The organism is Enterococcus sp. M190262 (assembly GCF_005843965.1).
Taxonomy (GTDB): domain Bacteria; phylum Bacillota; class Bacilli; order Lactobacillales; family Enterococcaceae; genus Enterococcus_D; species Enterococcus_D gallinarum.
This window is the reverse complement of the sequence record NZ_CP040461.1, coordinates 2,567,462-2,593,246: the sequence shown is the minus strand read 5'-3', so window position 1 is coordinate 2,593,246 and position 25,785 is coordinate 2,567,462. Positions and strand designations below refer to the sequence as shown.

At 41.9% G+C, this 25,785-nt stretch carries 21 protein-coding genes; 4 read left to right on the top strand and 17 right to left on the bottom strand.

The features are described 5' to 3' along the window. Positions 1-91 precede the first annotated feature (91 nt). The 7 genes from FE005_RS12130 to FE005_RS12100 all read right to left on the bottom strand — a co-directional run bounded on the left by FE005_RS12130 (position 92) and on the right by FE005_RS12100 (position 5,891). The gene (locus tag FE005_RS12130) at positions 92-604 is read right to left on the bottom strand and encodes a metallophosphoesterase (RefSeq protein ID WP_138371853.1); all 513 of its coding nucleotides are present in this window, start codon (positions 602-604) and stop codon (positions 92-94) included. Then, positions 601-1,953: a ribonuclease PH gene (rph, locus tag FE005_RS12125; RefSeq protein ID WP_003126673.1), complete on the bottom strand. Its 1,353-nt coding sequence runs from the start codon at positions 1,951-1,953 to the stop codon at positions 601-603. The genes FE005_RS12130 and rph overlap by 4 nt, the downstream gene beginning before the upstream one ends. Then, entirely contained in the window at positions 1,954-2,766 is an 813-nt protein-coding gene (gene racE / locus FE005_RS12120; RefSeq protein ID WP_060814329.1) for a glutamate racemase, read from the bottom strand. A 231-nt stretch (positions 2,767-2,997) separates the two neighbouring features. Beyond that, entirely contained in the window at positions 2,998-3,654 is a 657-nt protein-coding gene (locus tag FE005_RS12115; RefSeq protein WP_003126675.1) for an amino acid ABC transporter permease, read from the bottom strand. A 14-nt stretch (positions 3,655-3,668) separates the two neighbouring features. Then, entirely contained in the window at positions 3,669-4,316 is a 648-nt protein-coding gene (locus FE005_RS12110; protein WP_138371852.1) for an amino acid ABC transporter permease, read from the bottom strand. A gap of 14 nt (positions 4,317-4,330) precedes the next feature. Then, positions 4,331-5,140, bottom strand: coding sequence for a transporter substrate-binding domain-containing protein (locus FE005_RS12105; RefSeq protein ID WP_003126678.1), 810 nt, complete (start codon positions 5,138-5,140; stop codon positions 4,331-4,333). A 13-nt stretch (positions 5,141-5,153) separates the two neighbouring features. After that, positions 5,154-5,891, bottom strand: a complete 738-nt coding sequence (locus FE005_RS12100; protein WP_003126679.1) for an amino acid ABC transporter ATP-binding protein — start codon at positions 5,889-5,891, stop codon at positions 5,154-5,156. 255 nt (positions 5,892-6,146) lie between these two features. On the opposite strand from FE005_RS12100, the gene trpS reads away from it, so the two are divergent. Next, positions 6,147-7,154 (top strand): tryptophan--tRNA ligase, encoded by a 1,008-nt coding sequence (gene trpS, locus FE005_RS12095; protein ID WP_005473228.1) that lies wholly within the window; start codon positions 6,147-6,149, stop codon positions 7,152-7,154. A gap of 336 nt (positions 7,155-7,490) precedes the next feature. Here the strand turns inward: trpS and FE005_RS12090 are convergent, their stop codons facing one another. The 8 genes from FE005_RS12090 to FE005_RS12055 form a co-directional block, all read right to left on the bottom strand. After that, complete coding sequence (locus FE005_RS12090; protein WP_138371851.1) at positions 7,491-7,868, bottom strand: NUDIX domain-containing protein; 378 nt, start codon at positions 7,866-7,868, stop codon at positions 7,491-7,493. A 203-nt stretch (positions 7,869-8,071) separates the two neighbouring features. Next, the gene (pheT, locus tag FE005_RS12085; RefSeq protein ID WP_138371850.1) at positions 8,072-10,492 is read right to left on the bottom strand and encodes a phenylalanine--tRNA ligase subunit beta; all 2,421 of its coding nucleotides are present in this window, start codon (positions 10,490-10,492) and stop codon (positions 8,072-8,074) included. A 2-nt stretch (positions 10,493-10,494) separates the two neighbouring features. Continuing rightward, entirely contained in the window at positions 10,495-11,538 is a 1,044-nt protein-coding gene (gene pheS / locus FE005_RS12080) for a phenylalanine--tRNA ligase subunit alpha (RefSeq protein WP_138371849.1), read from the bottom strand. 317 nt (positions 11,539-11,855) lie between these two features. Continuing rightward, complete coding sequence (locus tag FE005_RS12075) at positions 11,856-12,176, bottom strand: helix-turn-helix domain-containing protein (protein WP_003126685.1); 321 nt, start codon at positions 12,174-12,176, stop codon at positions 11,856-11,858. 67 nt (positions 12,177-12,243) lie between these two features. After that, a complete protein-coding gene (gene addA, locus FE005_RS12070; RefSeq protein WP_138371848.1) occupies positions 12,244-15,924 on the bottom strand; it encodes a helicase-exonuclease AddAB subunit AddA in 3,681 nt (1,226 codons plus the stop codon). Further along, positions 15,917-19,492, bottom strand: a complete 3,576-nt coding sequence (locus FE005_RS12065; RefSeq protein WP_138371847.1) for a PD-(D/E)XK nuclease family protein — start codon at positions 19,490-19,492, stop codon at positions 15,917-15,919. The genes addA and FE005_RS12065 overlap by 8 nt, the downstream gene beginning before the upstream one ends. Before the next feature lie 198 nt (positions 19,493-19,690). Continuing rightward, the gene (gene lepB, locus FE005_RS12060; protein ID WP_003126688.1) at positions 19,691-20,248 is read right to left on the bottom strand and encodes a signal peptidase I; all 558 of its coding nucleotides are present in this window, start codon (positions 20,246-20,248) and stop codon (positions 19,691-19,693) included. Positions 20,249-20,541: 293 nt separating this feature from the next. Next, complete coding sequence (locus FE005_RS12055) at positions 20,542-21,033, bottom strand: hypothetical protein (protein WP_003126690.1); 492 nt, start codon at positions 21,031-21,033, stop codon at positions 20,542-20,544. Positions 21,034-21,174: 141 nt separating this feature from the next. Here FE005_RS12055 and FE005_RS12050 point away from each other — a divergent pair, with 141 nt between their 5' ends. Next, the gene (locus tag FE005_RS12050) at positions 21,175-21,708 is read left to right on the top strand and encodes an HdeD family acid-resistance protein (protein WP_060814337.1); all 534 of its coding nucleotides are present in this window, start codon (positions 21,175-21,177) and stop codon (positions 21,706-21,708) included. 131 nt (positions 21,709-21,839) lie between these two features. Further along, positions 21,840-22,280 carry a hypothetical protein gene (locus tag FE005_RS12045; RefSeq protein WP_005473243.1) on the top strand — a complete coding sequence of 147 codons (441 nt, stop codon included), beginning with the start codon at positions 21,840-21,842 and terminating at the stop codon, positions 22,278-22,280. Between the two features lie 66 nt (positions 22,281-22,346). Here FE005_RS12045 and FE005_RS12040 read toward each other — a convergent pair whose 3' ends face one another. After that, the gene (locus FE005_RS12040; RefSeq protein ID WP_138371846.1) at positions 22,347-24,305 is read right to left on the bottom strand and encodes a heavy metal translocating P-type ATPase; all 1,959 of its coding nucleotides are present in this window, start codon (positions 24,303-24,305) and stop codon (positions 22,347-22,349) included. Positions 24,306-24,553: 248 nt separating this feature from the next. Then, positions 24,554-24,979 carry a CsbD family protein gene (locus FE005_RS17205; RefSeq protein ID WP_071870114.1) on the bottom strand — a complete coding sequence of 142 codons (426 nt, stop codon included), beginning with the start codon at positions 24,977-24,979 and terminating at the stop codon, positions 24,554-24,556. Between the two features lie 514 nt (positions 24,980-25,493). On the opposite strand from FE005_RS17205, the gene FE005_RS12030 reads away from it, so the two are divergent. Next, on the top strand, positions 25,494-25,766 hold the full coding sequence (locus FE005_RS12030) for a hypothetical protein (protein WP_003126697.1): 273 nt from the start codon (positions 25,494-25,496) through the stop codon (positions 25,764-25,766). Positions 25,767-25,785: the final 19 nt, after the last annotated feature.

The window sequence follows — 25,785 nt, the reverse complement described above, 5'->3', positions numbered from 1 at the left end:
CACAGCTACTTTTCTATTTTACTAGAAAAATCAAAAAGATATCGTAAAACTGCTTATTTATAATGAATTTTTTACTTTTGATTTCGCTTTCTTAGCGCTCAAAAATAAAATGCAAATCAGCGATTTCATTAAACGTACGATCATAATATTGAACGATCCACTGCTTTTCAGTACTTTCTATGATGGCAAAACTTTTGATTTGAATAGGTCCCCGCGGTTGAGAAATACTGCCCGGATTCAAGAATAGGCGATGCCCCACCTTCTCACAGGCAATCTGGTGGGTGTGACCAAATACAGCAATTGATGCATCAGCTTGTTGTGCTTGAAGTCCGAGTGTTGTCACGCCAAAACGAACATCTGCCAAATGACCATGGGTCACATAAATCGTGTCGAGAGGCGTTTTGATAATCTTTGCATCCTCGTATTCCAGACTGTAATCACAATTTCCGCCAACCACTTGATAGGTTTGCCAAAGGGGATCGCTTGGTTGCAGTTCCGAATCTCCACAATGGATAAAGGTATCCACTTTCCCAGAAAATTCTGCTAGCAAATCAACGAGAATTTGACGATCGCCATGGTTATCGCTAACGATTAAATATTTCATGCTTGTTCTCCTTCCAACCACTCTTGCCATACATTGCGTAGTTTCGCGATGGCTTGACCACGATGACTCACTTGATTCTTTTCTTCTCCACTCATTTCAGCAGCCGTTTTATCTGAACCAACAGGGATAAACAATGGATCGTAGCCAAAACCGTTCTCTCCCCGAGGAATGCGGCCAATCCTGCCTGGCCAATCGGCAGCGACTACGAGACTTTCTTTGTCAGGAGCTGCAAAGACCAATGTACAATGGAATTGTGCTGTTCGTTGTTCATCTGGGATATCAGTTAATTCGTACAACAATTTGGCATTATTTGCAGCATCGCTTTTTTGTTCACCCGCAAAACGTGCCGAGTAAACACCGGGTCTACCACCTAATGCATCCACTTTTAAGCCCGAATCGTCCGCTAGAACAGGTCGCCCAAGAATTTTTGCAATCGTTTCTGCCTTCAGCCGAGCATTTTCTTCGAAAGTCGTTCCTGTTTCCTCAACATCAGGTAATGCGGGATAATCTTTCAATGTCCGAACGTCATAGCCAGCAGCACCAAAAACTGCGGTGAATTCTCGTGCTTTGCCAGGATTACCAGTGGCAATCACGATCGTCTTCTCAGGAATAACGTATTGGGGCTGTTCTTGGATCAGCAATGCTTCTTTTTGATAGGCAATCAGCTCTTCAATGGCTGTTTTGCCATAAATCAGCATTTCGTTCAATTGCTGACCATCAAATGTCGCTTCTTCCCCAGTTCCTTGAATCTCAATGAAACGGCCTGACTCTGTCATTACGAGATTCATATCTACAGCAGCCGCAGAATCTTCTTCGTAGTCTAGATCAGTGACACAAGTGTTATCAGGTAAAATTCCTACGCTGATGGCAGCAAGATGTTCTTTAATAGGATCTTCCGTTAGCTCATGGTTGGTCAATAATTGATCGATCGCCAATCGCAAAGCCACAAAAGCACCGGTGATACTAGCTGTTCGAGTGCCGCCATCCGCTTGGATGACATCACAATCGACTACAATGCTACGTTCACCTAACTTTTCCAAGTCTACCACTGCCCGTAACGAACGGGCGATCAGTCGCTGGATCTCCATTGTCCGACCAGACAGCTTTCCTTTTGCACTTTCTCGACGATTACGGGTATTCGTTGCTCGCGGCAGCATGCTGTATTCTGCCGTCACCCAGCCTTTCCCTGAGTCCCGTAAAAAAGGCGGCACTCGGTCTTCGATCGTTGCGGAACAAATAACTGTGGTATCACCAAATGAGATCACGACGGATCCTTCTGGATGTTTGAATACATTTGTTTTGATTTCTACTGGACGGATACTTCCCGCTTTTCTGCCATCATGGCGCATTTAATTTCCTCCTAATGTGATATGTTGCGAATGGACCGGTACATTCAACCATTCGTTCGCAATTTCATCAAATAATTTTGTTGAACCTGTCGTATAAAAAAGATATTCCGGTTCTTGGGTCATTTGGCTTGTATTGGCAATAGCAAAGTAGTCCAACAGCATGCTGACTTCACCCACTGTTTCTGCACCGGAATCAATCAGCTGGATCTGGCTCCCCATCTCGTTCTGGATCAAAGACCGCAACAAAGGATAATGAGTACAACCCAAAATCAACGTATCTAATTTCTTATTTTTGAGGGGGCGCAGTGTTTCGGCAACGATTTTTTTGGCAACCGATGATTGCGCTTGATTGCTTTCAACGATAGGCGCGAATTTGGGACAAGCCAAGCTAACTACCACAGAACGAGGTGATTTAAGCTTGATTGCTTCTTCATACGCATTGCTCTTAATAGTACCCGCAGTTCCAATGACACCGATCTGTTGGTTTTTTGTTGCTTTGACAGCAGCTCGAGAGCCAGGCAGTATGACTCCGATTACCGGAATCGATAATTTTTCTTTGATTTCTTCTAATGCGACAGCCGTAGCCGTATTACAAGCAATCACCAACATTTTGATGTTTTGCTGCAATAAAAATTCGGTCATCTGCCATGTATACTCGATGACTTGTTCTGCCGGACGCGGCCCATAGGGACAGCGTGCAGTATCACCAAGATAAATAATATGTTCATTGGGCAATTGCTTAATCGCTTCTTTAACAACGGTCAATCCGCCAACACCAGAATCGATAAAGCCAATGGGTTGTTTATTTGTCATAGTTGTCCATCCTTTTTAATGAAAGAAAGAAATTTGTCTAAGTTCCATTTTGGACTTTTTTTACTGATTTTTCAAGTATTGCTTTATCCAAGAAAGCAATGAACCTATTGCGGTCAAAAAAAGATCCGAAAACCTCCGATGCTCTGGCTACTCTCGTCCAAGGAAAGCAACTGCATGACATCAAAGGTCATTCGGATCTAGTAATCACTGTTTCTATGCAGCCTCAAGAAATCAGTAATTATACTGACGTGCTTCCAAGAAGCGAGAAAGCAGCGATAAGGCATAGCAGACGATGAAGTACAGCACAGTCATCGCAAGAAACATTGGCAATACATAATTGGTATTTTGTCCATAAATAATTCGAGCATGGTGAGTCAGTTCTGGAAGTGAAATAATCACTGCCAATGACGTATCTTTGATCAATGAGATCAATTGACTAACGATCGCAGGCAGCATGGCTTTAAAAGCTTGCGGCATCACAATGCTTCGCAACACTTGGACATAACTCAAACCGGTAGACAAACCAGCCTCCATTTGCCCTTTTGGTACGGCATTAAGCCCCGCACGAAAAATCTCTGAGAGCATGGCAGATTCAAAAATCGTCAATGCCACAACTGCAGACCAGAAAATATTGAAACGAATACCAATCTGCGGCAATGCAAAGTACGTGAAGAAAATAATCAGCAGCAACGGCAGGTTTCGAATCACATCGATCACTACACCTAAAATCTTTGAAAAGAACGGAATGTTAGTGAAACGCAAGACTCCTGCAAGGCCGCCAATCAAAAAACTAAAGATGATCGATAAGACGGAGACTTCGATCGTTACTCGGAGACCGTCGATCAAAAACCGAAGATTGATGGCAGAAAAAGCTTCGAAAAATTCCATTTAGTGTCTCCTTTCTATGAGCGTACAGCCCAACGTCTTTCAAGATAAACCATTAAATAGGATAATGGTAATGTGATAATCAAATAAAAGATTCCGACAATAATATAGGTGTCGAAAGTATTAAAGGTTTCACTGGCAATCAAGTCACCTTGATACATAACGTCAAGACCAGCTACCATTGCTAAAATCGATGAATTTTTGACCAAGTTGATAAACTGATTTCCTAGTGGCGGAACAACAATTTTAAAAGCCTGCGGTAAAATAATGTAGCGCATGGCCTGGCTGTAAGTGAATCCAGAGGACAAAGAAGCCTCCATCTGCCCTTTAGGAACTGTCTGGATTCCAGAACGAATCGTTTCTGCAATAAACGCAGACGTATAGATGGTCAAGCCGATCGTTCCCGCTTGAAATCCATCAAAAGTCACCCAATACATCGGCACCACGACATAAAAGAACATCACGATGATCAACAAGGGAATATTTCGGAAAAACTCGACATACGCTTTAGCGATCCCTTTGACCCATCGATTGGTAGACAGCTGAAATATCGCCATCAATGTACCAATCACTAAACTAAAGAATAAAGCCAGTAAACTGGAGAAAATCGTATATTTGAAACCAGAAAAAAACTGGTCGCCGTAAGTTTGAAACAATTCAAGCATGCAAATTTCCTCCTTTAATCAACTTTCCCAGATGCATCATCAGGGAACCATTTCTGATAAATTTCATCATACGTACCGTCTTCATGCATTTCTTTCAATGCCTGGTTGACGGCTTTCAAGAAAGGCTCTTGTCCTTTATCGATAGCTATTCCGTAAGGTTCATTTGTAAATGTACCGCCAACTAAATGATAGTTGGGATTTTCACTGGCCATCCCCAATAAGATCGCATTATCTGTCGTCATCGCATCGCCTTGTCCTGACTGTAATGCAGTAAAGGCTTCGGCATAATTTTCTAACTCCAAGATTTTTGCTTCCGGCGCTGCCTTGCGGATATTGATCGCTGATGTCGATCCTTTGACGACTAAAACCGTCGTATTGGCATTTAAATCTTCGATTCCCTGAATCGGGCTATCTTTGGCTACTAATAAAGATTGTCCAGCATCGAAATAAACATCAGAAAAATCTACTTGTTTCTTCCGTTCATCCGTGATGGTCATCGTAGCGATGATTGCATCGATATTGCCATTTTTTAATAGCGGAATTCGAGTTTTTGATGTGACTTCGACAAAAATAGCACTTCCGTCACGTCCTAAAATATGCTCAGTAATTGCTTTAGCGATATCGATATCAAATCCGCGGACTTCAGCTGTCGCAATATCCATCAATCCAAATAATCGGGTATCATTCTTGACTCCCCAGATGATTTGGTTGCTTTCTTTGCTGCTCGCTAACACATCACGTTCTGCAGCACTTTGGCCTTTACAAGCAGAAAAGGTCATGAGCGCGAATACAAGGAGCAGCACTGTACTGATTTTTTTGCTCATAGCTACTTTCCTCCTAATGATTGGTTACCTTGCTTAAGAATTGTTTGGCCCGTTCGTCTCTTGGGTTTTCAAAGAAGCCATCGACGTCGCGACGATCTTCTAATACTTGGCCTTCTGCCATGAAAACGATCCGGTCGGCTACTTCACGGGCAAAACTCATCTCATGAGTCACCACGATCATGGACATACCTTCACTGGCGATTTTTTTCATCACGTCTAAAACATCACCGATCATTTCTGGATCCAGTGCAGAAGTTGGCTCATCGAAAAGCAACATTTCTGGTGTCATGGCTAATCCTCGGGCAATAGCCACCCGCTGTTGTTGTCCGCCAGACAACATGGATGGATAAGAATCTTTTTTGTCCAGCATGCCTACACGGTTCAACAGTTTTTCGGCTAAGGCAATCGCTTCTTGTTCATTTTGTTTTAATACTTTAATGGGAGCCAAAGTGATGTTTTCTAACACGGTTTTATTGGGGTAAAGATTGAAATGCTGGAAGACCATTCCGATGTTTTTTCTAATCTCTGTCAATTTGACATCTTTACTGAAAAGATCTTTGCCATTGATCAGTAAGTGACCAGAAGAAATCGTTTCTAATCCATTGATTGTGCGAAGCATCGTGCTTTTTCCGGATCCTGAAGGACCAATCACAACAACGACTTCACCTTTTTCAAATTCAATATTTATGTTTTTTAATGCATGGAATTTGCCGTAGTACTTTTCCACGTCTTTAAATTCTATCATTGCCATTCATTCACACTCCAAGTCTATATTTAAAAATAAATGAGTAATTGAAAAGATTTGATTCATATTATAGCTCAAAATTTTTCTATTTGTAAAGGTAGTTTTAATTTCCACATCATCCCCAAAGAAAAACCTTCATTATTTTAACCTCATGTTAGGTTTTTGTCCATCGTTTTTTTTCGACCCTTAGTAGAACAAGTTGTTTCTTTTGGAAAAACAAGGTAAGATGAACTATATATTGAATTTAGAGGTGGATGAAACGTGAACACAATATTAACCGGAGACCGGCCTACAGGGCAACTTCATTTAGGGCATTATGTCGGCTCATTAAAAAAACGAGTTGAGATGCAAGACGACCCTAACAATCAACTTTATATCATGATCGCTGATATGCAAGCATTGACAGACAATGCCAAAAATCCACAGAAAGTGTCAGAAAATATCTTGCAAGTGGCACTTGACTATTTAGCGATTGGTCTCGATCCGACCCGCTCGACTTTATTTATTCAATCACAAATCCCTCAGTTATCGGAACTAACCATGTATTACTTGAATTTAGTCAGTGTGGCACGGGTTCGCCGCAATCCGACCGTCAAAGCCGAGATCGAACAAAAGAAATTTGGGGAAGGTGTCCCAACTGGATTCTTCATCTACCCTGTCTCACAAGCAGCAGATATCACTGCTTTCAAAGCCAACTTAGTTCCTGTCGGTGAAGATCAAAAACCAATGCTAGAACAAACACAAGAAATCGTTCATAGCTTTAATTCCATCTATAGTGACGTATTGGTGGAACCTAAAGCAGTTCTTCCGCCTAAAGGAATGGGACGTTTACCTGGTATCGATGGAAATGGTAAAATGAGCAAATCATTGAACAACGGAATCTATTTGGCAGACAATGCGGATATCGTTCAAAAGAAAGTCATGAGCATGTACACTGATCCAAATCATATCCATGTAGCAGATCCTGGCCAAGTCGAAGGCAATATGGTCTTTACTTATTTAGATGTCTTTGGCAAAGATTTAGAAAAAATTGCCGCATTGAAAGAGCACTATCGTCAAGGCGGTCTAGGCGATGTAAAAATCAAGCGCTATCTGATCGATGTCTTAGAAGAAGAATTTGCTCCGATCCGTCAGCGACGAGAAGAATTTGCTAAGGACCCGGCTGAAGTCATGAACCTCTTAAAAAAAGGCAGCGAAAAAGCAGAACAAGTCGCAGCACAAACCTTGGCAGAAGTGAAAGAAGCAATGGGGATCAACTACTTTGCATAAATATGAACAACCAACAAACCCACCAGTATGCTTGGTGGGTTTGTTTTTAATTACTATCTTTTATTTAAAGATCCCTAAATAAAAAAGCGAACTGCTCAACTACCATTGACATGTGAGCAAACACCATTCGAGAACATTTTTCTCAATCACGACAGAATCGCTTTCTATCAAAAAGAAGCTACCATCACGAGTAAGAACTTAGACCGGAAAATAGTCCCCAGGATGACTTTGAAGCGTGAAAACGATCGGTGCATATAAGTAAGGAATAAATTTATACCCATTGATCAATGCGCGATACTCTTTTTCATTGACCCACTTTGCTGCAGCAACTTCTTCTTACTGCAAACAAAGTTCAGGGTTAGCGCCGGTCCATTGAACAAAATAGAGTTCATTCCAGCCTTCTTCAAATTTCACTGTTAAACGACTAGGGATTTTCTCTGAAGAAAGTGTCATCCCTAACTCTTCTAATAGTTCCCTTTCTGCCGCTTGATAACAGCTTTCACCAGCTTTGACGGTCCCGCCAGCAGGATAATCCCAATAACTAGGCCAGCCTTTTTTTGTGGATTGTCGTTTTTGAATCAGTAATTCTCCGGCGTCATTAAACAATAAAACAGACACCACAACTCGGTAGCCGTCATTAGGGACTGGCGTATCCCGCAACATCGTCGCAGCTGTTGGCTGCTTTTGTGCATCGTAAACCGTCAGTTGTTCCATCAATCGATCCTTTCTTCCATAAAATAAAACTGGAAAAGCAACTCTTCGAGCTGTGGTTATCCATGAGAATATTTACTCTATCCATTATAAAAAAAATTGTAGCATAGCAAGGGAGAACACCTTCCCCTGCAAATGCTACAATCTTGCTGATTCCTCAAGATCACTCTTTTTTTATGTCACTGTTTCCTATCACAGCAATGGGACTAACGAATTTCTACTTGTAGTGATTCTTCTAGCACACGTGTGATCTTCGACATTGCTTGATTGATTTCTTCATCTGTCAATGTCGCTTCAGGATTAGCAAAAGTCAATCGATAGGCCATTGATTTTTTATTGCTATCGATGTTCTTTCCTTGGTACACATCAAATAGATGAATGTCCGTCAAGAAACGGCCTGCTGCTTGTTCAATGGTTTGCAGGATTGTTTGGTTCGACGTCTTCTCATCCACCAACAGTGCAATATCCCGGTTAACTGATGGGAATTTCGAAACTGCTTGATAAATGAGCGCTGCATTTTCAGTTGCTAACAAACGATCCAAGTCCAATTCAGCAACATATGTCTCAGTCAGATCATAAGCTTTTGCTGTACTTGGATGGACTTGCCCTAGGTAACCGATCACTTCATCCTGTAAGAGGATAGCAGCGGCTCTGCCTGGATGAAGTTCTTTGATTGCTGTTGTCTTTTCATAAGTAATCTGATCCGTAAGAGAAAGACTTGCAAACAAGTTTTCCAAGATCCCTTTAATATGATAGAAATCGACTTTTTGTTCATCTTCTTGCCAATCTTTTTCGGTGATGGCGCCAGTGATGGCTAGTCCTAGATGATTATTTTCTGTTGGTAGCTCCCGAGGGTCATCACTTGTTTTGTAAAAGACGCGCCCCACTTCGTACAACGCAACATTGGCATTTTTGCGGGCCAAGTTATAGGCAATGTCGTCCAGCAGTCCTGAAAGTAGATTCATTCTTAAGACACCACGCTCTTCTGTCATTGGCCAATCCAGACGGGTAACCTGACTCTCTAACCAACAAAATTGACGGGCTTTTTCTTCGGTTGTCAATGCATAGCTGATAGCTTCACTCACACCATTTCCTTCTAGGAGTGTTCGTACTTTGCGAGTCAAGCGTTGTTCTTTGGTTAAGCTCCCCGCAACTGTCTCACCACTTGGAAGTGTCGATGGCAGACGGTCATAGCCATAGATACGGGCGACTTCTTCAATGATGTCAGCTTCGATCTGAATATCCCAACGTCTAGGTGGCACCACAACTTGATAGGTACCTTCATTTTCTTGGTAGCCAAAACCTAAGGCGTCAAAAATCTCATTGGCTTCGGCAATCGTGATTTGTGTTCCTAAGTAGCGATTGATCCGATCTAATGTGATCGTGACTTGAACATCCTTAGGGGTCACTTCAGCGCCTTTGACAGCACCTTGTAGAACTGTACCGCCAGCTAGCTCCGCAATCATAGCAGCGGCTGCATCACAAGCCTCCGCGATCGCAGCCTGATTGATACCTTTTTCGAAACGGGAAGATGACTCACTGCGCAAATTGAATTTTTTAGACGTCAAACGAATCGCTAGGGGGTCAAACAAGGCGGCTTCTAAAGCAACAGTTGTGGTATCTTGTGTGATTTCTGAATCTAACCCACCCATGACACCAGCTAAAGCGACTGGTTCTTTTCCATTAGTGATCACAATGTTCTTATCATCTAGCGTTCGTGTCTCTCCGTCCAAAGTGACCAACGTTTCTTGCGGTTTGCCACGGCGAACGACGATTTCTTGGCTACCCAATTTTTGATAATCGAATGCATGAAGGGGTTGTCCAAACAGCAGCAAAATATAGTTGGTAATATCAACGACATTGTTGATTGGTCGAATGCCTTCATTCATCAAACGGTTTTGCAACCATTGCGGACTTGGTGCAATCGTTACGTTTTCAATGATCCGAATTTGATAGGCTGGCGCATCCTTTTGATTTTCTACGCTGACTTTGATCTTGTCTGCGGCTTTCACAGCACTTTCATTCAGTTGAATGGTCTCAAATTTTGGTGTTTGTCGATAAATGGCTCCTACCTCGTAAGCGACCCCCCGCATACTTAAGGCATCGGCCCGGTTTGGAGTAATCGACAACTCGATGATGGCATCATCCATATCGAGATAGGGAAAGACTTCCTTCCCCACTTCGGCATCGGTAGGCAAGTAATAAATACCCTCCGCATATTCTTTAGGGATCACACTATCAGAATAGCCTAATTCCTGCAGCGAACAGATCATCCCATTGGATTGTTGTCCGCGCATCTTGCCTTTCTTGATTTTGACATTGCCCGCGATCCGTGAATCTGGGAGTGCCACAATCACTTTGATGCCGCTTTTGATATTCGGCGCACCGCAAACGATTTGTGATAATTCAGATTCACCGATATCTACTTGGCAGATCGATAAGTGATCTGAATCTGGATGTGGCACACATTCTTTGACTTCCCCAACAACGATTTTCTTCAATCCCGCTGCTGGCATTTCGATTCCTTCGACTTCGATCCCTGTGACTGACATTTTATCTGCCAGCTCGTTTGGTGAGATCTCAGAAAGGTCAAGATAGTCATTTAACCATTTGTAAGATACTAACATATTTATTCCCCCTTGAACTGACTGATGAAACGTACATCATTTTGATAGAAATTCCGAATGTCGTTGACGCCATAGCGCAACATCGCAACCCGGTCAGGTCCTAAACCAAATGCAAAACCTGAGTATTCTTTGGAATCGATCCCGGACATTTCCAATACATTCGGATGTACCATTCCAGCGCCTAAAATCTCGATCCAACCGGTGTGTTTGCAGACATTACAGCCGGCTCCCCCACATTTGAAACAGCTGACATCTACTTCTACTGAAGGCTCTGTAAATGGGAAGTAGCTTGGACGCAAACGAATGCTGCGATCAGCCCCGAACATTTTTTGCATCATGACTTCTAGTGTCCCTTTAAGATCACCCATCGTCACATTCTTATCGATTACCAGTCCTTCGATCTGATGGAACTGATGACTGTGAGTCGCGTCGTCGGTGTCTCTCCGGAATACTTTTCCTGGTGAAATCATTCGCAATGGCCCTTTGCTGAAATCATGTTTTTCCATGGTACGAGCTTGCACCGGTGAGGTGTGTGTCCGAATCAAGACTTCATCTGAAATATAAAAAGTATCTTGCATGTCTCTTGCTGGATGGTCTTTTGGCAAGTTCATTCGTTCAAAATTGTAGTGATCTTTTTCGACTTCGAATCCTTCAACCACTTGATAGCCCATCCCCACAAAAATATCTTCGATTTCTTCCATGATTTGCGTCAAGACATGACGGGTCCCTTGTGGCATCTGCTTGCCAGGCAACGTCACATCAATCGATTCTTCAGCCAATGCCTTTTCTAGTGCGGCTGCTTCTAATGAAGTTTTTGCTTCCTCAATCGCTTGTGTAATCGCATCCCGGATCTCATTGGCATAGCTGCCGACTTTTGGACGCTCTTCTGCTGACAACTCTTTCATTCCCCGCAAAACTTCCGTGATGGGTCCCTTTTTACCAAGGACATCCACACGAATTTGATTCAATTCATTGATTGAACGGCTTTCTTTGATCTTTGAAAGCGTTACTTCTTTCAATGACTCTAGTTTCTCTTGTAAAGACATGTTTTTCCTCCTTATTCTTTGTGAATAGCTGATAAGTCAAGACGAAAAAAAGACCCCGTTCCTAAAAAAGGAACGACGTCTCGTGTTACCATCCTCATTCGTGGACAAAGTCCACGCACTCACTTCTACTAACGACAGTAGGACTGCCGACTGATTCTTGTTCAGTAAGCTCCAGAAATGAAATTCATTTTTCGAATACAGAACTTGCTTTCAGTCTATGACAAGTCTCCCTTTCCTGTTTCAGCCAAACTACTAGTTTCCATCAACGCTTTTTAACTATTCGATTGACCTTAGTGTACCTAATTATTTGCCAGAAATCAACTGCATTCTTCTTCTCTGACCCAAGTTTCTGCCCAGCGCTTCACACTCATCATACTTTTTTCAAGTGCGACCCCTCTTGGTGTTAAACAGTAAAGATTGTCTTCTTTGCAGACGATTTCTTCACGTTCTAATTCTTTCAAGCGCTCCACCAATACCCGATCGCTCACTTGGGGGATTTTTTTGGCAAGATCCACAAACCGTTGTTTGCCATCTTCAAGAAGCACATCAATGATCAAGCCATTCCACTTTTTCCCTAGAATCGAAAAAGCTTTTTCAAATTTAGGACAAAGGGCGTAATCTGTTTCCACTTTTATCATTTTCTATCACCTCTTTGCATCATTATAGCACATCGCTTACGAATTGTAAGGAATCCCGTTCGAGGGCCTACCATTCGATTATTTTCTTAGCGGCTAGTAAAACCAGATATGTCTCAGTCACAGGTTTCTGCAAAGCTTGTTCTAACGCTTGGCAATACAGTTTTAGCTGTCCATAATACCGATCCCGCATGCGCTTTTCAATCTGTGCTTCACTGCCAAATACAGCATCCGTCTTAAAATCATACAAAATGATTCGATCTGGCAACTCCACATAGCCATCAATAATCCCGTGGATCAATAATTCGGCATCTGGTTCATCAAATCCTTCAAAAATAGTGGCAGCTTCTTTTAGCATTGAAAATGGCTGCTCCCGTTTTACCTGTGTTGCATACTTGATCAAAGTTTGCCCCACGGCTGTTTGATAGAACCACACGATGCTCCCTTGATCAATTTTGTCGGCAACATCTTTCGTAAAGAGCTGACGTTCAACCAATTCATCGATAAAAGCTGCTAAGGATGCTTCCGTCGGTACTTCAGTCAGCGGCAGCATTTGCATAACTAGATGCGTAGCACTCCCGATCGAAGCAGCTTGCGGTTTTTGTTCTTGTAAAAAACGCGGTTTAGCTAATTCAGTCTCAACATAACGAAAGCGCTGAGGTGCCAATTTTTGATCCGCGGAATGCCATTCCAGTAAAGTAATATCTTGATCGTCCGGATCATTATATAGACGTTTTAACTCTGAGACCGACTGATAGCTGGTGGTTTGAGTCGCTTTGCTGTAAGGATACTGATAGTCTAAACGGTTCAGCAATCTTTCTGGGGCTGTAGTACTTGGTGTCGGAGCCACAACTGCCTCTGTTGGCGGCTGCACCTGCAATTGCTGATCAATCTGATCCTGATTCCACCAATGGATCTGGAATCTTGCAGGATGATGGATCGTCATTTTTCGTTCACTGGCATCAGTAAAAAACTGCTCCATCTCTGGATGACGAATCAATGTCAAACCGACCCAATCCATTAGACTGCCTCTTGCAACTAAACGTAAAGCCGGGTCAAGGACTGTCTGACTTTGTGTCAACCCCGCTTGCCAAGCTTTAAAGGCTGCCTGCCGATCCTTATAAGAACCAACTAAATACAGTTTCTGCTCGGCCCGTGTCAATGCTACGTATAGTTTACGCATTTCTTCAGAGAGGGCTTTTTTCAAACGAACTTGTTTGATGGCTTGAAAAGGAATCGTTTCATATTTGATATTTTCCGAAGCATCGATATATTGGATACCTGCGCCAAGTTGTTCTTCAAAAATATAACGCTTTTGAAAGTCTTGGTAATTGAAAAATTTCGTTGTATCCAATAAGAAAACAACGGGAAACTCCAACCCTTTACTAGCATGGACAGTCATGACCCGCACAGCATTTTCAGCTGGCGTCGCCAACGGTTCTGCCAAATCTTTATCTTTTTCTTGCATTTTTTCAATAAACCGAATGAATTGATACAATCCTCGGAAACTGCTTTTCTCATATTTCTCTGCTCGGTGGATCAATGCAATCAAATTGGCATAGCGCTGTTGCCCTGCTGGCAAGCCAACCACGTAATCCAAGTAAGCCGTTGTATCATAAATATCCCATAATAAATCAGGGATCGGCAGTCTGCGAGCTGCTTCCCGCCAACGATTCAATTCGCTTAAAAAATCATCCACTCGTTTGCTTAAAGCGGAAACAGTCCCCTTTTGGTTGTCTTGATAAGTCAAGACCGCTTTGTAAAACTCACTGGTACGATCCGCTAGCCGAATCTCTGCTAGTTCGTCTTCCGTTAGCCCTACCATAGGTGAACGGAGAACAGCCACTAATGGAATGTCCTGATAAGGATTATCAATGATTTGCAACAATGCGATCATTGTTTGGATCTCTGTTGCTTGAAAATAGTTCTGGGCATCATTGACTTCCAGAGGAATCCCGAATTTTTTGAAAACATCTAAGATGACCAAATTATTTTTGCGGGTAGGAGTCAGTAAAACGATATCCTGATAAGTGACTGGACGTTCTTCCCGTCTTTTTTTATCATAGATCATAAATTGGGATTGGATCAGTTCTTGAATTTTGATTGCGGTGACGTGAAGTTCTCCTTCCGTTTTGTCTTCAATCAAATTCGTAGTACTTTCAGCTTCTTTTTCATAGAGCAAAAGTTCCGGAATGAATGCGTCGCTTTCAGGAAAACTCGGAAATCCCGGAACTAAAGCCGCTGCGTCATCATAAGGGATCTGTCCAACTTGTTCGTCCATCAATTGTTGAAAAACCAAGTTCGTAAAATCAAGCACTTCGCGGCGCGAACGGAAATTTTCTGCTAAAACGATTCTTCGTCCCCCGTTTTGATGTTCAAATGCCAAATATTTTTCTATAAACAAAGTGGGGTCTGCTAAGCGAAATGAATAGATCGATTGTTTGACATCCCCTACCATGAACATGTTTCCATGGTCTCCTGAAACTTGCCGAACCCAATACAGAATCGCTTCTTGCAGTCGATTGATATCCTGATACTCATCCACGAGCACTTCTTCAAATTTATCGCGGTAATAAACAGAAGCATCGCTGCCTGTGCCATCACCCAATAAGATTTTCAACGTGAAATGTTCTAAATCATTGAAATCCAACAACCCTTTTGCTAGCTTGCGGGCTTGAAAAGCAGTCAAAAACTCTTTGGTCATCTCTGCCATAGTCGCAACGATCGGTTCAGATAGTTGCAGCATTTGCAGCATGTCTGCTGGTGGATAAGGAAAATATCCTTTGAGTTGTTCTAATAGTTTTTTGGCATCATCCCGCAACGGTTTGATTTCCTGTGAAAGTTCTTTTTGTTCTTCTTTCCGATAGCTTGGGTAGCGATCAAAGGTCAAATGAGTCAAGCGATCATATAAGACGGATAGATCGTCTGTTGCCAGAACTCGTTGAATTTCTTGGACTTGAGAAATCTCTGCTTGAACGAGTGCTGCTGCTTTTTCCATTAATGGTGACTGATCTGCAAATTGTTTGGCCGCTGCCAGCAAATGCTCTGCCGTTGCGGCAATTTCTACCAACGTCGGTTTGATTTGAGCCTGATAGAGATGATTATCCCCTAAATTGTCCGCGGCTTCATAATTTACCGCTAAACCGTCCAGCCACTTTTCTGGATCAGGGTTGGCGCGGGCAAAATCATAGAGTGACAAAATCAAATCACCAACCGTCTCATCGGAACGATCACTGGCGAAGTTTTCGGTTAATCGAAAGAAGGCTTCATCATTTGCTTCGTAGTGTGCATCTCGCAATTGTGTCCAGATTTCCTCTTTCAGCAGCAAAATCTCCGTTTCATCTGTCAGCATCCGAAATCCAGGATCCAAATCGATCAGATAATAAAAACGCCGAATGACCGTTAAACAAAAGGCATGTAGTGTTGAGATATTTGCGGTAGGTAATAATTGCAACTGCCGAACGAAATGTTGTCTTTTTTGCTCTTGGCTTTCTTGATTAATGGCCGTTTGCAGAGCTACTTGGATCCGTTCTTTCATTTCTCTTGCTGCTGCTTCGGTAAAGGTCACGATCAGCAATTCGTCGATCTGACTTCCTGCTTTTAATTTCTCGATCACACGTCGCACAAGGACGGTGGTCTTTCCTGATCCAGCTGAGGCAGAAACAAGGAGATTGTCTCCTTTATCAAAGATCGCTTGCCACTGAGTATCAGTAAATGTTTCATTTTGTGGTTTTAGAGGGATCTTAGTCATTCTCTTCCTCCTTTAATCGCTGTAAAACCTCTTCTTTCGATAAATTCTCTAGACGATGATAATTATTTTCTTGCAGCATCACATCGAAATCGCAAATACTGCGAAATGGGCAAAACTCACAGGCGCGCTTTTTGTCTTTCAGCTTATAAGACGGATTCAAGGCAATTTCGCCACTGAGAAGTTTCTCCGCACCTTGCTGCATATTTTTGCGGTTGTGCTGCCTCAACAAGCGAATCTCTTCTTCAGTGTAAAACTTGTTTTTGGCTTGTGGTGTCTTTTGGTACGTCCCGCTTTTGTCTTTGCGAATCGGAAAAACTGCCGAATTGCTGCTGTCTGACAATTCATGATCCAAAAGTGGAAACAATGAGGGTTCATCCAGAAACAACCCATCATATTTGAATTGCTTCAACCGTTCCTCTTCAGAGGATTTTTGACCATCTAAGACTGGATCATGGACATGTAAATAATAAGCCCCAGCCGGGCGCACATTTTCTGTACCAACTAGCTGCACAGCATCATTCAGCGCAACGTCTAAATAAGTGATCAACTGCATTGCTAAGCCATAGTAAGCTTCTGTCAAATCAAATTCACGACTGCTTGATTTGTAATCTACGACTGAAAGCCACTGCTCTTCTTCGGTTTTTGCTGCATCTACCCGATCGATTTTTCCTCGCACATGCAGTTTGCCCCCACTGCTTAAAGGCAGCTCGATGCCATTGATCCCTTGAGCGCCAGCGATCTGTCCAAACAGTACTTCGGTTTTTTGCGGTGAGAAGTGCATTTTTTGTCCTTGCTTCGTTAATGCCCAAGCTACTCGCTGAATCGTCTTACCTAGTTGATAACGAATAAAATTCATTCTGGCCGAACTGGACAATAATGTATAGCGGACTTCTCCAAAAATCTCTTGCAACACTTTTTCAACAAATTGGAGCCGTTGATCCATGGTCAACTGCGTCAATGAGATGTTCTCACTGATCAATACTTTGACAAAGCGATCGAGTGCATCATGGAAAAATTCACCAGTCATCGCTGAGTTAAGTCCATAGATTTCCCGCTCTTTCAAGCGTAGTCCATAACTGACAAAATACTTGTATTCACACTGGTAGAATGTCTCCAGTTGCGAGATCGAACTGTAGATGGATGGCCCATATAAAGCAACGGCTTTATCTTGAGACAACGGGACTGGAATGTTTTGATGGGTCTGGCTTTCAAATACTCTAAGGGCTAATTGCTTTTCAGGCGAATGCAATAAAGCCTGTTTGAACCGTTGCCACTGTGCCGGCAAATTCTGTCGTTCTTTTCTTGCCTGCTGACTTAGATTATTCAACTGATAGATTAATCCCCGATACGTGCCGACGTAGGCTTCTGGATCACTGGTTAAAGATAAGATGCCCCGGTCTTGTAAAGAAACATCTAACCATTCAAGCAGACGAGCCAGATATGGGGACAATTTGATATTTTGCTGGGTATCAAAATTGCATGCATAAGACAAATAGAGTTTATCCGTGGAAGACAATAAGATCGCATAAAAAAGAAACGGCTCTTTGGCGCTACTTTCGATAATCGTATCGCGTAGATATTTTTCTCCCGCAAACAATTGATTGAGATGTTGTCTTTCTTCGTTAGTCAACAATGTTTTATTTTCGATCCTTCTTGGCAACACCGTCTCATTCAATCCTGGTACGAAAGTGATTTTTGCTTGCCGAGGTCGTACTAGATCAAAACGATTAATATTGACTTGATCGATTGCTGTCGGAATTTTCCCGAAAGTCAGATTCTCCAAACCCGTCATCAATACTTCTTCAAAGAGTGACTGTTCGAAAGGATCATCGCCATAAATAGCCACAAATTCATCTAAAAGATCGATCAAAGCTTGCCATGTTTGTTCATGGTTGCGAGCTTGCTCTAGTTTCCCTTGTGAGATTGCTTGATCTCGCCAATGAATCAATTGCTGTTCAACACCTGCTGAAAGTAAAAATTGGTATAAAGCACCTGCAGCTTCCCGGTTCGTCTTTGTCTCTTGAATGTTTTTCAAGGAGCCAAAAATATCTTGACGGAAATAGCGGCGCAATTGATTCGTATAATCTGTCAATTCAGCGATGCCAGATGCGTTTTCTCCTGTCAATGTATAGTCCACTAAGAGCCAGTCTCTCTCACGGGTCCAATCTTTTCCTTGGAAGTTATGAGCCAGTGCTTGGTTTTCTGTAATGTCTACTAATTGTCGAAATGCATCCCGGGCAGCCAGCCAGTCTTCTTGTTGTTGGAATGCTTGTGGCAAATAAAGTTCCGTACGCAACAGTCGAAAAATGTCATTTAAACGAAAGCCATAATCTGCACAAGCAAAGAAGGCATTCAAGAATTCAACGAGCGGATGCTGAGCCATGAGTTGCTCTTCGTCAATATAAAACGGAATCTCATATTCTTTAAAAATCGTTGGAATATATTGATGGTAGATCTCTGGTTGCAGTGTCAAGACTTGAATGTCTCGATAACGCAGTTTTGCTCCTTTTTGCTCGCTGATCAATGCGCGGATTTTCGCAGCCATTTGCCGGACTTCTTCTTCAGGATTGCCAACTTTCCACATTTCTAGATACGGTGAAACTGGTTGCTGCTGCTGATAATGGAGCTGATTCTGGGTTTTACGCCAAAAGGATTCCACTTCATTGTATGCGGCAGCTTTCTCTAGTGTCACTTGCTGTGCTTCAGAAGGTGAAAGCTTTTGATCCAAATAAATGGCGACATTTTCCGTTCTAGCGTCAAGAAATAATTGATGGTAACTGCGGCCCGATTCATAGAACAAATCTAATGGTGAAGGTAATTCTTGGGGATATCCATGATCTAAAAGCAAATCGACAACGACGTGCCCTTGTTTCATCAATTCTTTTAATACACTCTGTTCTTGAGTTGAAAATGCTGAAAAACCACTGATGATAAATAATGATTCCGAAAGATCAGGCCGATCGTTCATTAATTCATTGGGTTTAGACCCTTGCTGCAGAAAACGTGTTAGTAGTGCCAGCGGTTGTTCCACTTGCAGTTCCCGGGTCACCATTTCTAATTCGAAACGCTGAAAGATCAATGCGAGTTCGGAAAACTTTAACGCATCCTCTCCGTTGCTCCTATTCATCGTTCCACCGAGATGCAGATCTTCGGTTGCGATATTACTTGTCTGCATTTCTTGATAAAGAGACAACAGTTGTTGAATAAACCCAGGTTTATTGATTTCTCCTCGAAAAAGAATCAACTCCTCTTCCAAATCGAGAAGTATTTTGCGAAGGATCATGGTTGCACCGGTATCTGTGATGGCCGTTTTTGACAACCAGCCAGTTTGTTGAAGATAGAACCAGGCCAGACGGTGAAAACTATAGACTTGAGCTCGAATCGAGGCAAAATCTCCAGTGCCTTGTTTTAGCGCCTGCAGAATCTCTCTTTCTCGTTCAAACTTATTGTAGTTAGGGACAAGAAAAAAGACTTCTGTTTGTGGCTTTTCCAACCAAGCGTTAGCTGCGTCCAAAATCGCTTGTTCGTGATCGCAGCGTCCATCGCCTAGTATAAATCGTAAACTCATACGAAGACTCCTTTACTTTTATCGTCGCTTCTATCGTAAGTAAAGATCAACTCCTGCATCTACCAAACCTGCTCATGAAAAATAACAGTTTTGATGCTCTCTATTGATCCGTTGACAATTTTTCTTTCATTGTCTTCATAACAAATAGTATAACAAATTTTCTTTTAAAAAAAAGCTCTGAGCGAGTCGGACTTCCGCTTACTCAGAGTGTTGATTCGGAATGCTTCCGAAATCTTTAAGGGGCCAAAAAATAAATTTGACATCTCCTAATACGGCTGACTGATCAATCAAACCAATGGTCCGGCTGTCTTTAGAGATTCGGCGATTGTCCCCTAACACCAACAATTTTCCTTCTGGAATTTGTTCAACACCGAAATCAGCCATCGTAAAGTCAGAAGTCAGTGGATAACCATCGGTTAATTTTGAACGAAAAGCAGAAAGATAAGGCTCTTCATATGCTGCCCCATTGATGAATAAAGTGTCTTCACGGTATTCCACCACATCACCAGGTAATCCGATCACACGCTTAATGTAGTTTTTTCCCACCTCATCAGGGGCTTCAAATGTGATGATATCAAACCGGCTGATTTGGGTGTTTTTCATAGCGATCACACGCTCCCCATCATGCAATGTTGGATCCATAGAATCTCCTTTAACGATCACAGGGGTGAAGACGTATTGTCGCAACGAAAACAGTAACAGCCCAAACAGAGCAACGAACAAAACGGTTTTGAGGACCTCTTTTATTTGTACCAACAGCATCGTCCTCCTTTGTATGTAAACCTATTCAATTAAAACAATAAAGTTGATACTCAATTCTACCATATTCCCTTTATTTAAGGGTAAGACCCTGTTCTTCTTAAACAAAAAATAGCAAAACGTTCGGTCAGAAACCTAGCTTGCTTCCTGTATTCGGCGTACTCGAATTTTGCCAAAAAAATCAACTGGATAGTCCCTTAAATTAAAAAATTGACCGGGTCTCTTTGCTTTTGCAGTCAAAGGGGCCCGGCCAATTGATTCTCTCAATTTATATGATCGCTTAAAGAAATTCAATGACCTTTTGGCTCTTGATCAACTAGAATATCGATCGGTGTTCCTTCATTTAGATGCTCCGTCAAAAACAGGACCAATTCTTCCATTGGACGCTCGAATTTCAGCAGTGGTCCTCGCATCCCTCTTCGAAAGAAATTCATTTTGATCCATTGGTCCTTGCTCTCCTGATACAGTACCACCCGATCCACTTCCTGATACAAGATCCCGCGAATATTTAGTGGATGAATAATGAATCGATCTTCAGCTAACCCTCTGCTATCAAAAACAAAACTTAAGAAAAGCAATCCAGATACGACCCCTCGCAAGCGGTTCTCAAAGGTTTCTTCCATAAAAAACATTGCTATAATGACCACCAATGAAAAGAAAGCAATTGCTGCTTTTCCGCCTTTACGGCTGGCTGCAACAATTTGTATGTCTTTGCGGACGACAGCGAGAAACAAATACAAGACGACCGTGAACAGACACATTAAAAGCGTTAATACACTCATAGTTTTCTCCATTCTTTGTTGTTTCATCTATCTTACCAAATAATTTGCTGCTTCAAAAGCAGAATTATCCTACAACGCGTTTCTATTTTCTATTTTGAAAGAAATCCGCTACAATAGTAAAAAAAAGGAGGAACTGAACTTATGAATACTTTTTTCGAGAAAATCCAACGATACGATTTATTACGAGCGATTTTATTTTTGATTGCTGGATTGATTATTTTGATTGCTCCTCGCAGTGTCTTTAATACGATTGTCTATTTAGTTGCCGGATATGTTGCCTGCCTTGGGTTGATCAATCTCTATTCCAGTTACAAAGAAAAACGGCAAACCGGCTATGTGAATATGCAGATGACAACGGGGATCCTGCTTTTGATTGCCGCCGCAGCTATTCTCGTTTTTGCAAAGGGACTATTATCGATCGTACCATTCTTTTTGGGAATCATGATCACGATCAGTGGCTGTACGCGTTTGATGGCAAGCTTTAATCAAAAACGCAATGGCTTACCATTTATCACTGGTTTGCTTTTCAGTTTATTCGTGATTGTGGCAGGTATCATTCTTGTTTTCAATCCGTTTCAAACGTGGCTTTTGTTCTTCCAAATTTTTGGCGGAGTCTTGATTTTTATGGGGATCTCGGATTTAATCAATCATTTTCAAAGAAAACGTAGTTATTAAGATGAGAATGCGCTAAAAGAACAATTCTTTTGACATCTTCATGTAGACTTTTTGTTGCTTTGCTTTTACAATAGACTGTATCAACGAGAAATGATCAGTAAAAACGGAGCAAAAAACGCAGGAGGTACGACATGAAAAAAATCAAACAAGAAACAAAACATCCCAATGACGTCCCTGTGATTTTTTTGTATGACGATTTGGGAAATATCCAAAAAAAAATTTCAATCAACGAATGGCGGGATTTAAAAGCAAATTCCCAAAAAATCGAAGAATTTGAAATCAAGTTATACCGGGAAGCCATCACTTATTATACGCAAGAAGCGTATATGCAGGCAGCAGATCTATTGAAGTTTTTGATCAGCCAGACGGACTACACCCATTATGAATATGTGGAACGCTTAGCCAATATCTATCGAATCCAAGAAGATTTGATGCAAGAAAAACAATTATTGCTTGCGGCTCGTTCTTCTATCAGGAACCTCGAGTTTTCAGAAGGCATCATCAAACGAATCGATCAGCGCTTAGCAAAAATCGACCAATTTCCTCGCTCTTCTGCAGCGTACAATCAATGACATTGTTTAATAAAAAAGCGAACGCTTATGCTGGATGGCCATTAAATCAGCATAAGCGTTTTTTGATTATTTTTTTGATGTATGGGCGACTGTCTCACTCATTGGTGCAAGCATGCGCAAGCTGTTGAATAAAACGAGTAATGTACTGCCTTCATGAGCAAAGACGCCTAACCCAATATTCATTTTGCCTAGCAAATTCAATACGATCAGTAATGCCACAATAAACATAGAGAAGAAAATATTTTGCCAAATAATCCGATCTAGTTTTTTTGCGGTCTTTAGTGCGTAGGTAAAGCGTGTTAGATCATTTTTCATGATCACCGCATCCCCCACTTCAATTGCAACATCCGATCCTTCCCCCATAGCAAAACCGATATCGGCCTGTACCAATGCAGGCGCATCATTGATACCATCTCCAACCATGACTGTCTGACCGTATTCATTTTGCAACTGCTGGATAATCTGAGCCTTATTTTCTGGCAGAACATTTGCAGCAACTTGATCTACTCCAAGCTGATCACCAATCGCTTGTCCAGCTGCTTGACTGTCTCCTGTGATCATGACTGTTCGAATACCAGATTGCTGCAGTTCATCTATGACCGCTTTAGATTGAGGATTCGGTAAGTCCATCAATGCGATCAGTCCAACTGGCTGATCATCCACCGAAAAAACAACTACCGTTTTGCCTGATTGTTCCAGGGTTTCTCGTTGCTCAGCAAATGATGAATGCGCAAACGTCGCCGCTGGCTTGCCAATTCGATAGGTTTTTCCCTCAACTACAGCCGTCAGACCGGAACCAATTTGGTTGTTAACGGAAAGTTCTAATGGTTGTGCCTTTTCTTGTTTCTCAAAATGCTCTACGATGGCAGCCGCTAATGGGTGATTTGCTTGCTTTTCCATGGCCAAGATCAGCGATACCCACTCTTGACGGTGCGCTTCAGTTGTTTCTTCAGCAAAGAAAACATCGGTCACTTGTGGTTGACCAATCGTTAATGTGCCAGTTTTGTCAAAGGCGGCTACTTTTGTTTGTCCCATATTTGCAAGATAAGAACTGCCTTTAAATAAGATGCCCCGTTTTGCTAAGTTTGAGATAGCAGACAAGCTAGCAGGTACTGCACTAGCGGCTAATGCACAGGGCGAAGCAGAGATCATCATCACTAGTCCCCGGTAAAAACTGGTTGACCAATCCCAACCAAAAAGAAAGGGTGCTGTCAAAATAAATAAGGGTACCAAAATCAAGACCGTTGTCACATAAAGCGGCTCGATTTTTTTGATGCGGGTTTCTGTTTTTGATTGATTGTTTTGTGCCGATTCCACAACAGAGAGTATTTTAGCAAAAACTGTCTCACTGCTGTCTTTTGTCACTTCCATCATAAAAGTGCCGTTACCGTTGATCGTACTTCCGAAAACTTCATCCCCAACAGTTTTTTCACGGGGAACACTTTCACCGTTGATGGAGGCTTCGTTGATGCTGCTGATTCCCGAGAGGATTTTACCGTCTGTTGCGATTTGGTCCCCTGGTAAAACTTGCAGCCTATCCCCTTTTTTGACTTGCTCTGCTGCAATTTTCTCAATGCTGCCATCTGCCTTAACCAGACGGGCTTCTGTCGGATTCAACTTCAAGAGGTTCGTGATTTCTTTGCGGCTTTGGCCCTCTGCATACTCTTCCAAAAAGTGAGCCCCGGCAAAAATCAGAATCAGCAAGGCAGCTTCATTGAAGTTGCCGATCAATACTGAACCAAAGGCAGCCAATGTCATTAATAAATGAACATTCGGTTTAAAGTGTCTGCTTTTGCGGGTATCTTTGATGGTGTCTTCGATCCCTTCCCAAATAATATGATACCCTGCTAAAAGAATAGCGGCAGTGTATAATAAATCTTTAACGACCAATTGCGGTACCAATAAAGCAGCAATAAAAAGAATAACTCCTACTAAATAATTGCGTAACGGGGCGTTGCCATGGGAATGGCTTGCCTCTGCTGCATGGGTGTGTGGTGTTGAATGATTGCAAGAGTGGGTAGACATAAGAAAAGCCTCCTTCAAAGTTAGTTCATCATTTGCTTACAAATGAATATATGTTCATATCTACATTTTTATTATATATGAACGTGCATTCATGTGTCAAGCGTCAATTACTACTTTTGTCAGCGATCCCATCATTGCACACCGATCCTTCGTTCTTGTCGCTCTTCAGGTGACAGGATCATTGTTTTTGTTTGCAAAAAAAGCCACAAAAAAAAGACAGGCCCTCTGTGCCTGTCTCTCACTACATCCTATTTTTGGTCGAATTTATCTTTGACATCTTGTGCCATTGACTCAGATTTGTCTTTAAGATCTGCAATGATTTCTTTAGAATGCCCTGCTGCTTGATCAACAAAGCCTTCTGCTTTTTTTGTCGGATCATCCGTGATATCGCCTGCTGCCTCTTTGGCTTTACCAGCCACCTTGTCTGGAGTTCCAACCCCAATGGCAGAGGTCACAGAATTTTTCAAGTCCATTAGTACTTCTTTAGAAGCACCGACAACTTGATCCAATGTTCCTTCTGCTTGCATTTTTTCGTTGCCAACGACATTTCCCGCAACTTCTTTTGCTTTGCCTTTAACAGAATCTTTGTTGACAGTCATCTTCTGCATTTTATTATAAACTGCCAGACCAAAAGCCGCGCCAATCAAACCTACTACGAATCCAGATTTTTTCATATGTGTCTCCTCCAATTCTTTTATAGTTATTATTTTAACAGAAATCTGCTGAAATGCCTGTTTTCAAGCTTGCAGTCCTCGTTCTTTTACAGGTGCCATTTCCTCTAGAAGAACGTATTTCTGCTTAACTCCCTTTCTCTAAGCTACTTAAAAAAAAAGTTGCCTTTTTTAAACGTTAAGAAATGATATGTTTTCACACGCTTTCTCTTTAAGTGCTATCAAAAATCCTTGTTTATTCGTGTGCTTCTTATTTATTCATTCTTTGTGTTCATTCCTTTTGTCTCGCCGTTTCAGATCTCTTTATTCTGTCTTTTTTTCTGTATCTTTTTTTCTGTGTCTTTTTTCTGTAAAAACTTTCTGCCATTCAATCGGGTAGTGATTCCTCTTCACCAGTTGTTTTATTCCGTGATTTGCGTTGCTAGGTGTTTTTCCAGAATTGCCTTTCCTAGATAAATCGGGTAACATAGAAAAGAAGAATATTCGAGAATTTATTTTTCTCAGAAAGGATCGAATAATGAATGAAACACATGTAGGATTGTTAGTCAACAGTCGTGTTTTTCAAGAAACTCCGATGATGCTGACTGGAATCCAATTATTAGAAGACCATAAAATCATCAACTGTATTATTAAAGACCGTTACCTTTCTAGTTACGTTTTACGCTTACCTCTCAACAAGTACCAGCTAGAAGTCGAAGGCAAATGGAACAAACGTGAACAGTTAGTGATCAAACATATGAAAATCAAAAATATCGATGAATACATCAAAATTGTGGGAACCCCAGAATAAACGAACGGATCAATCCGCC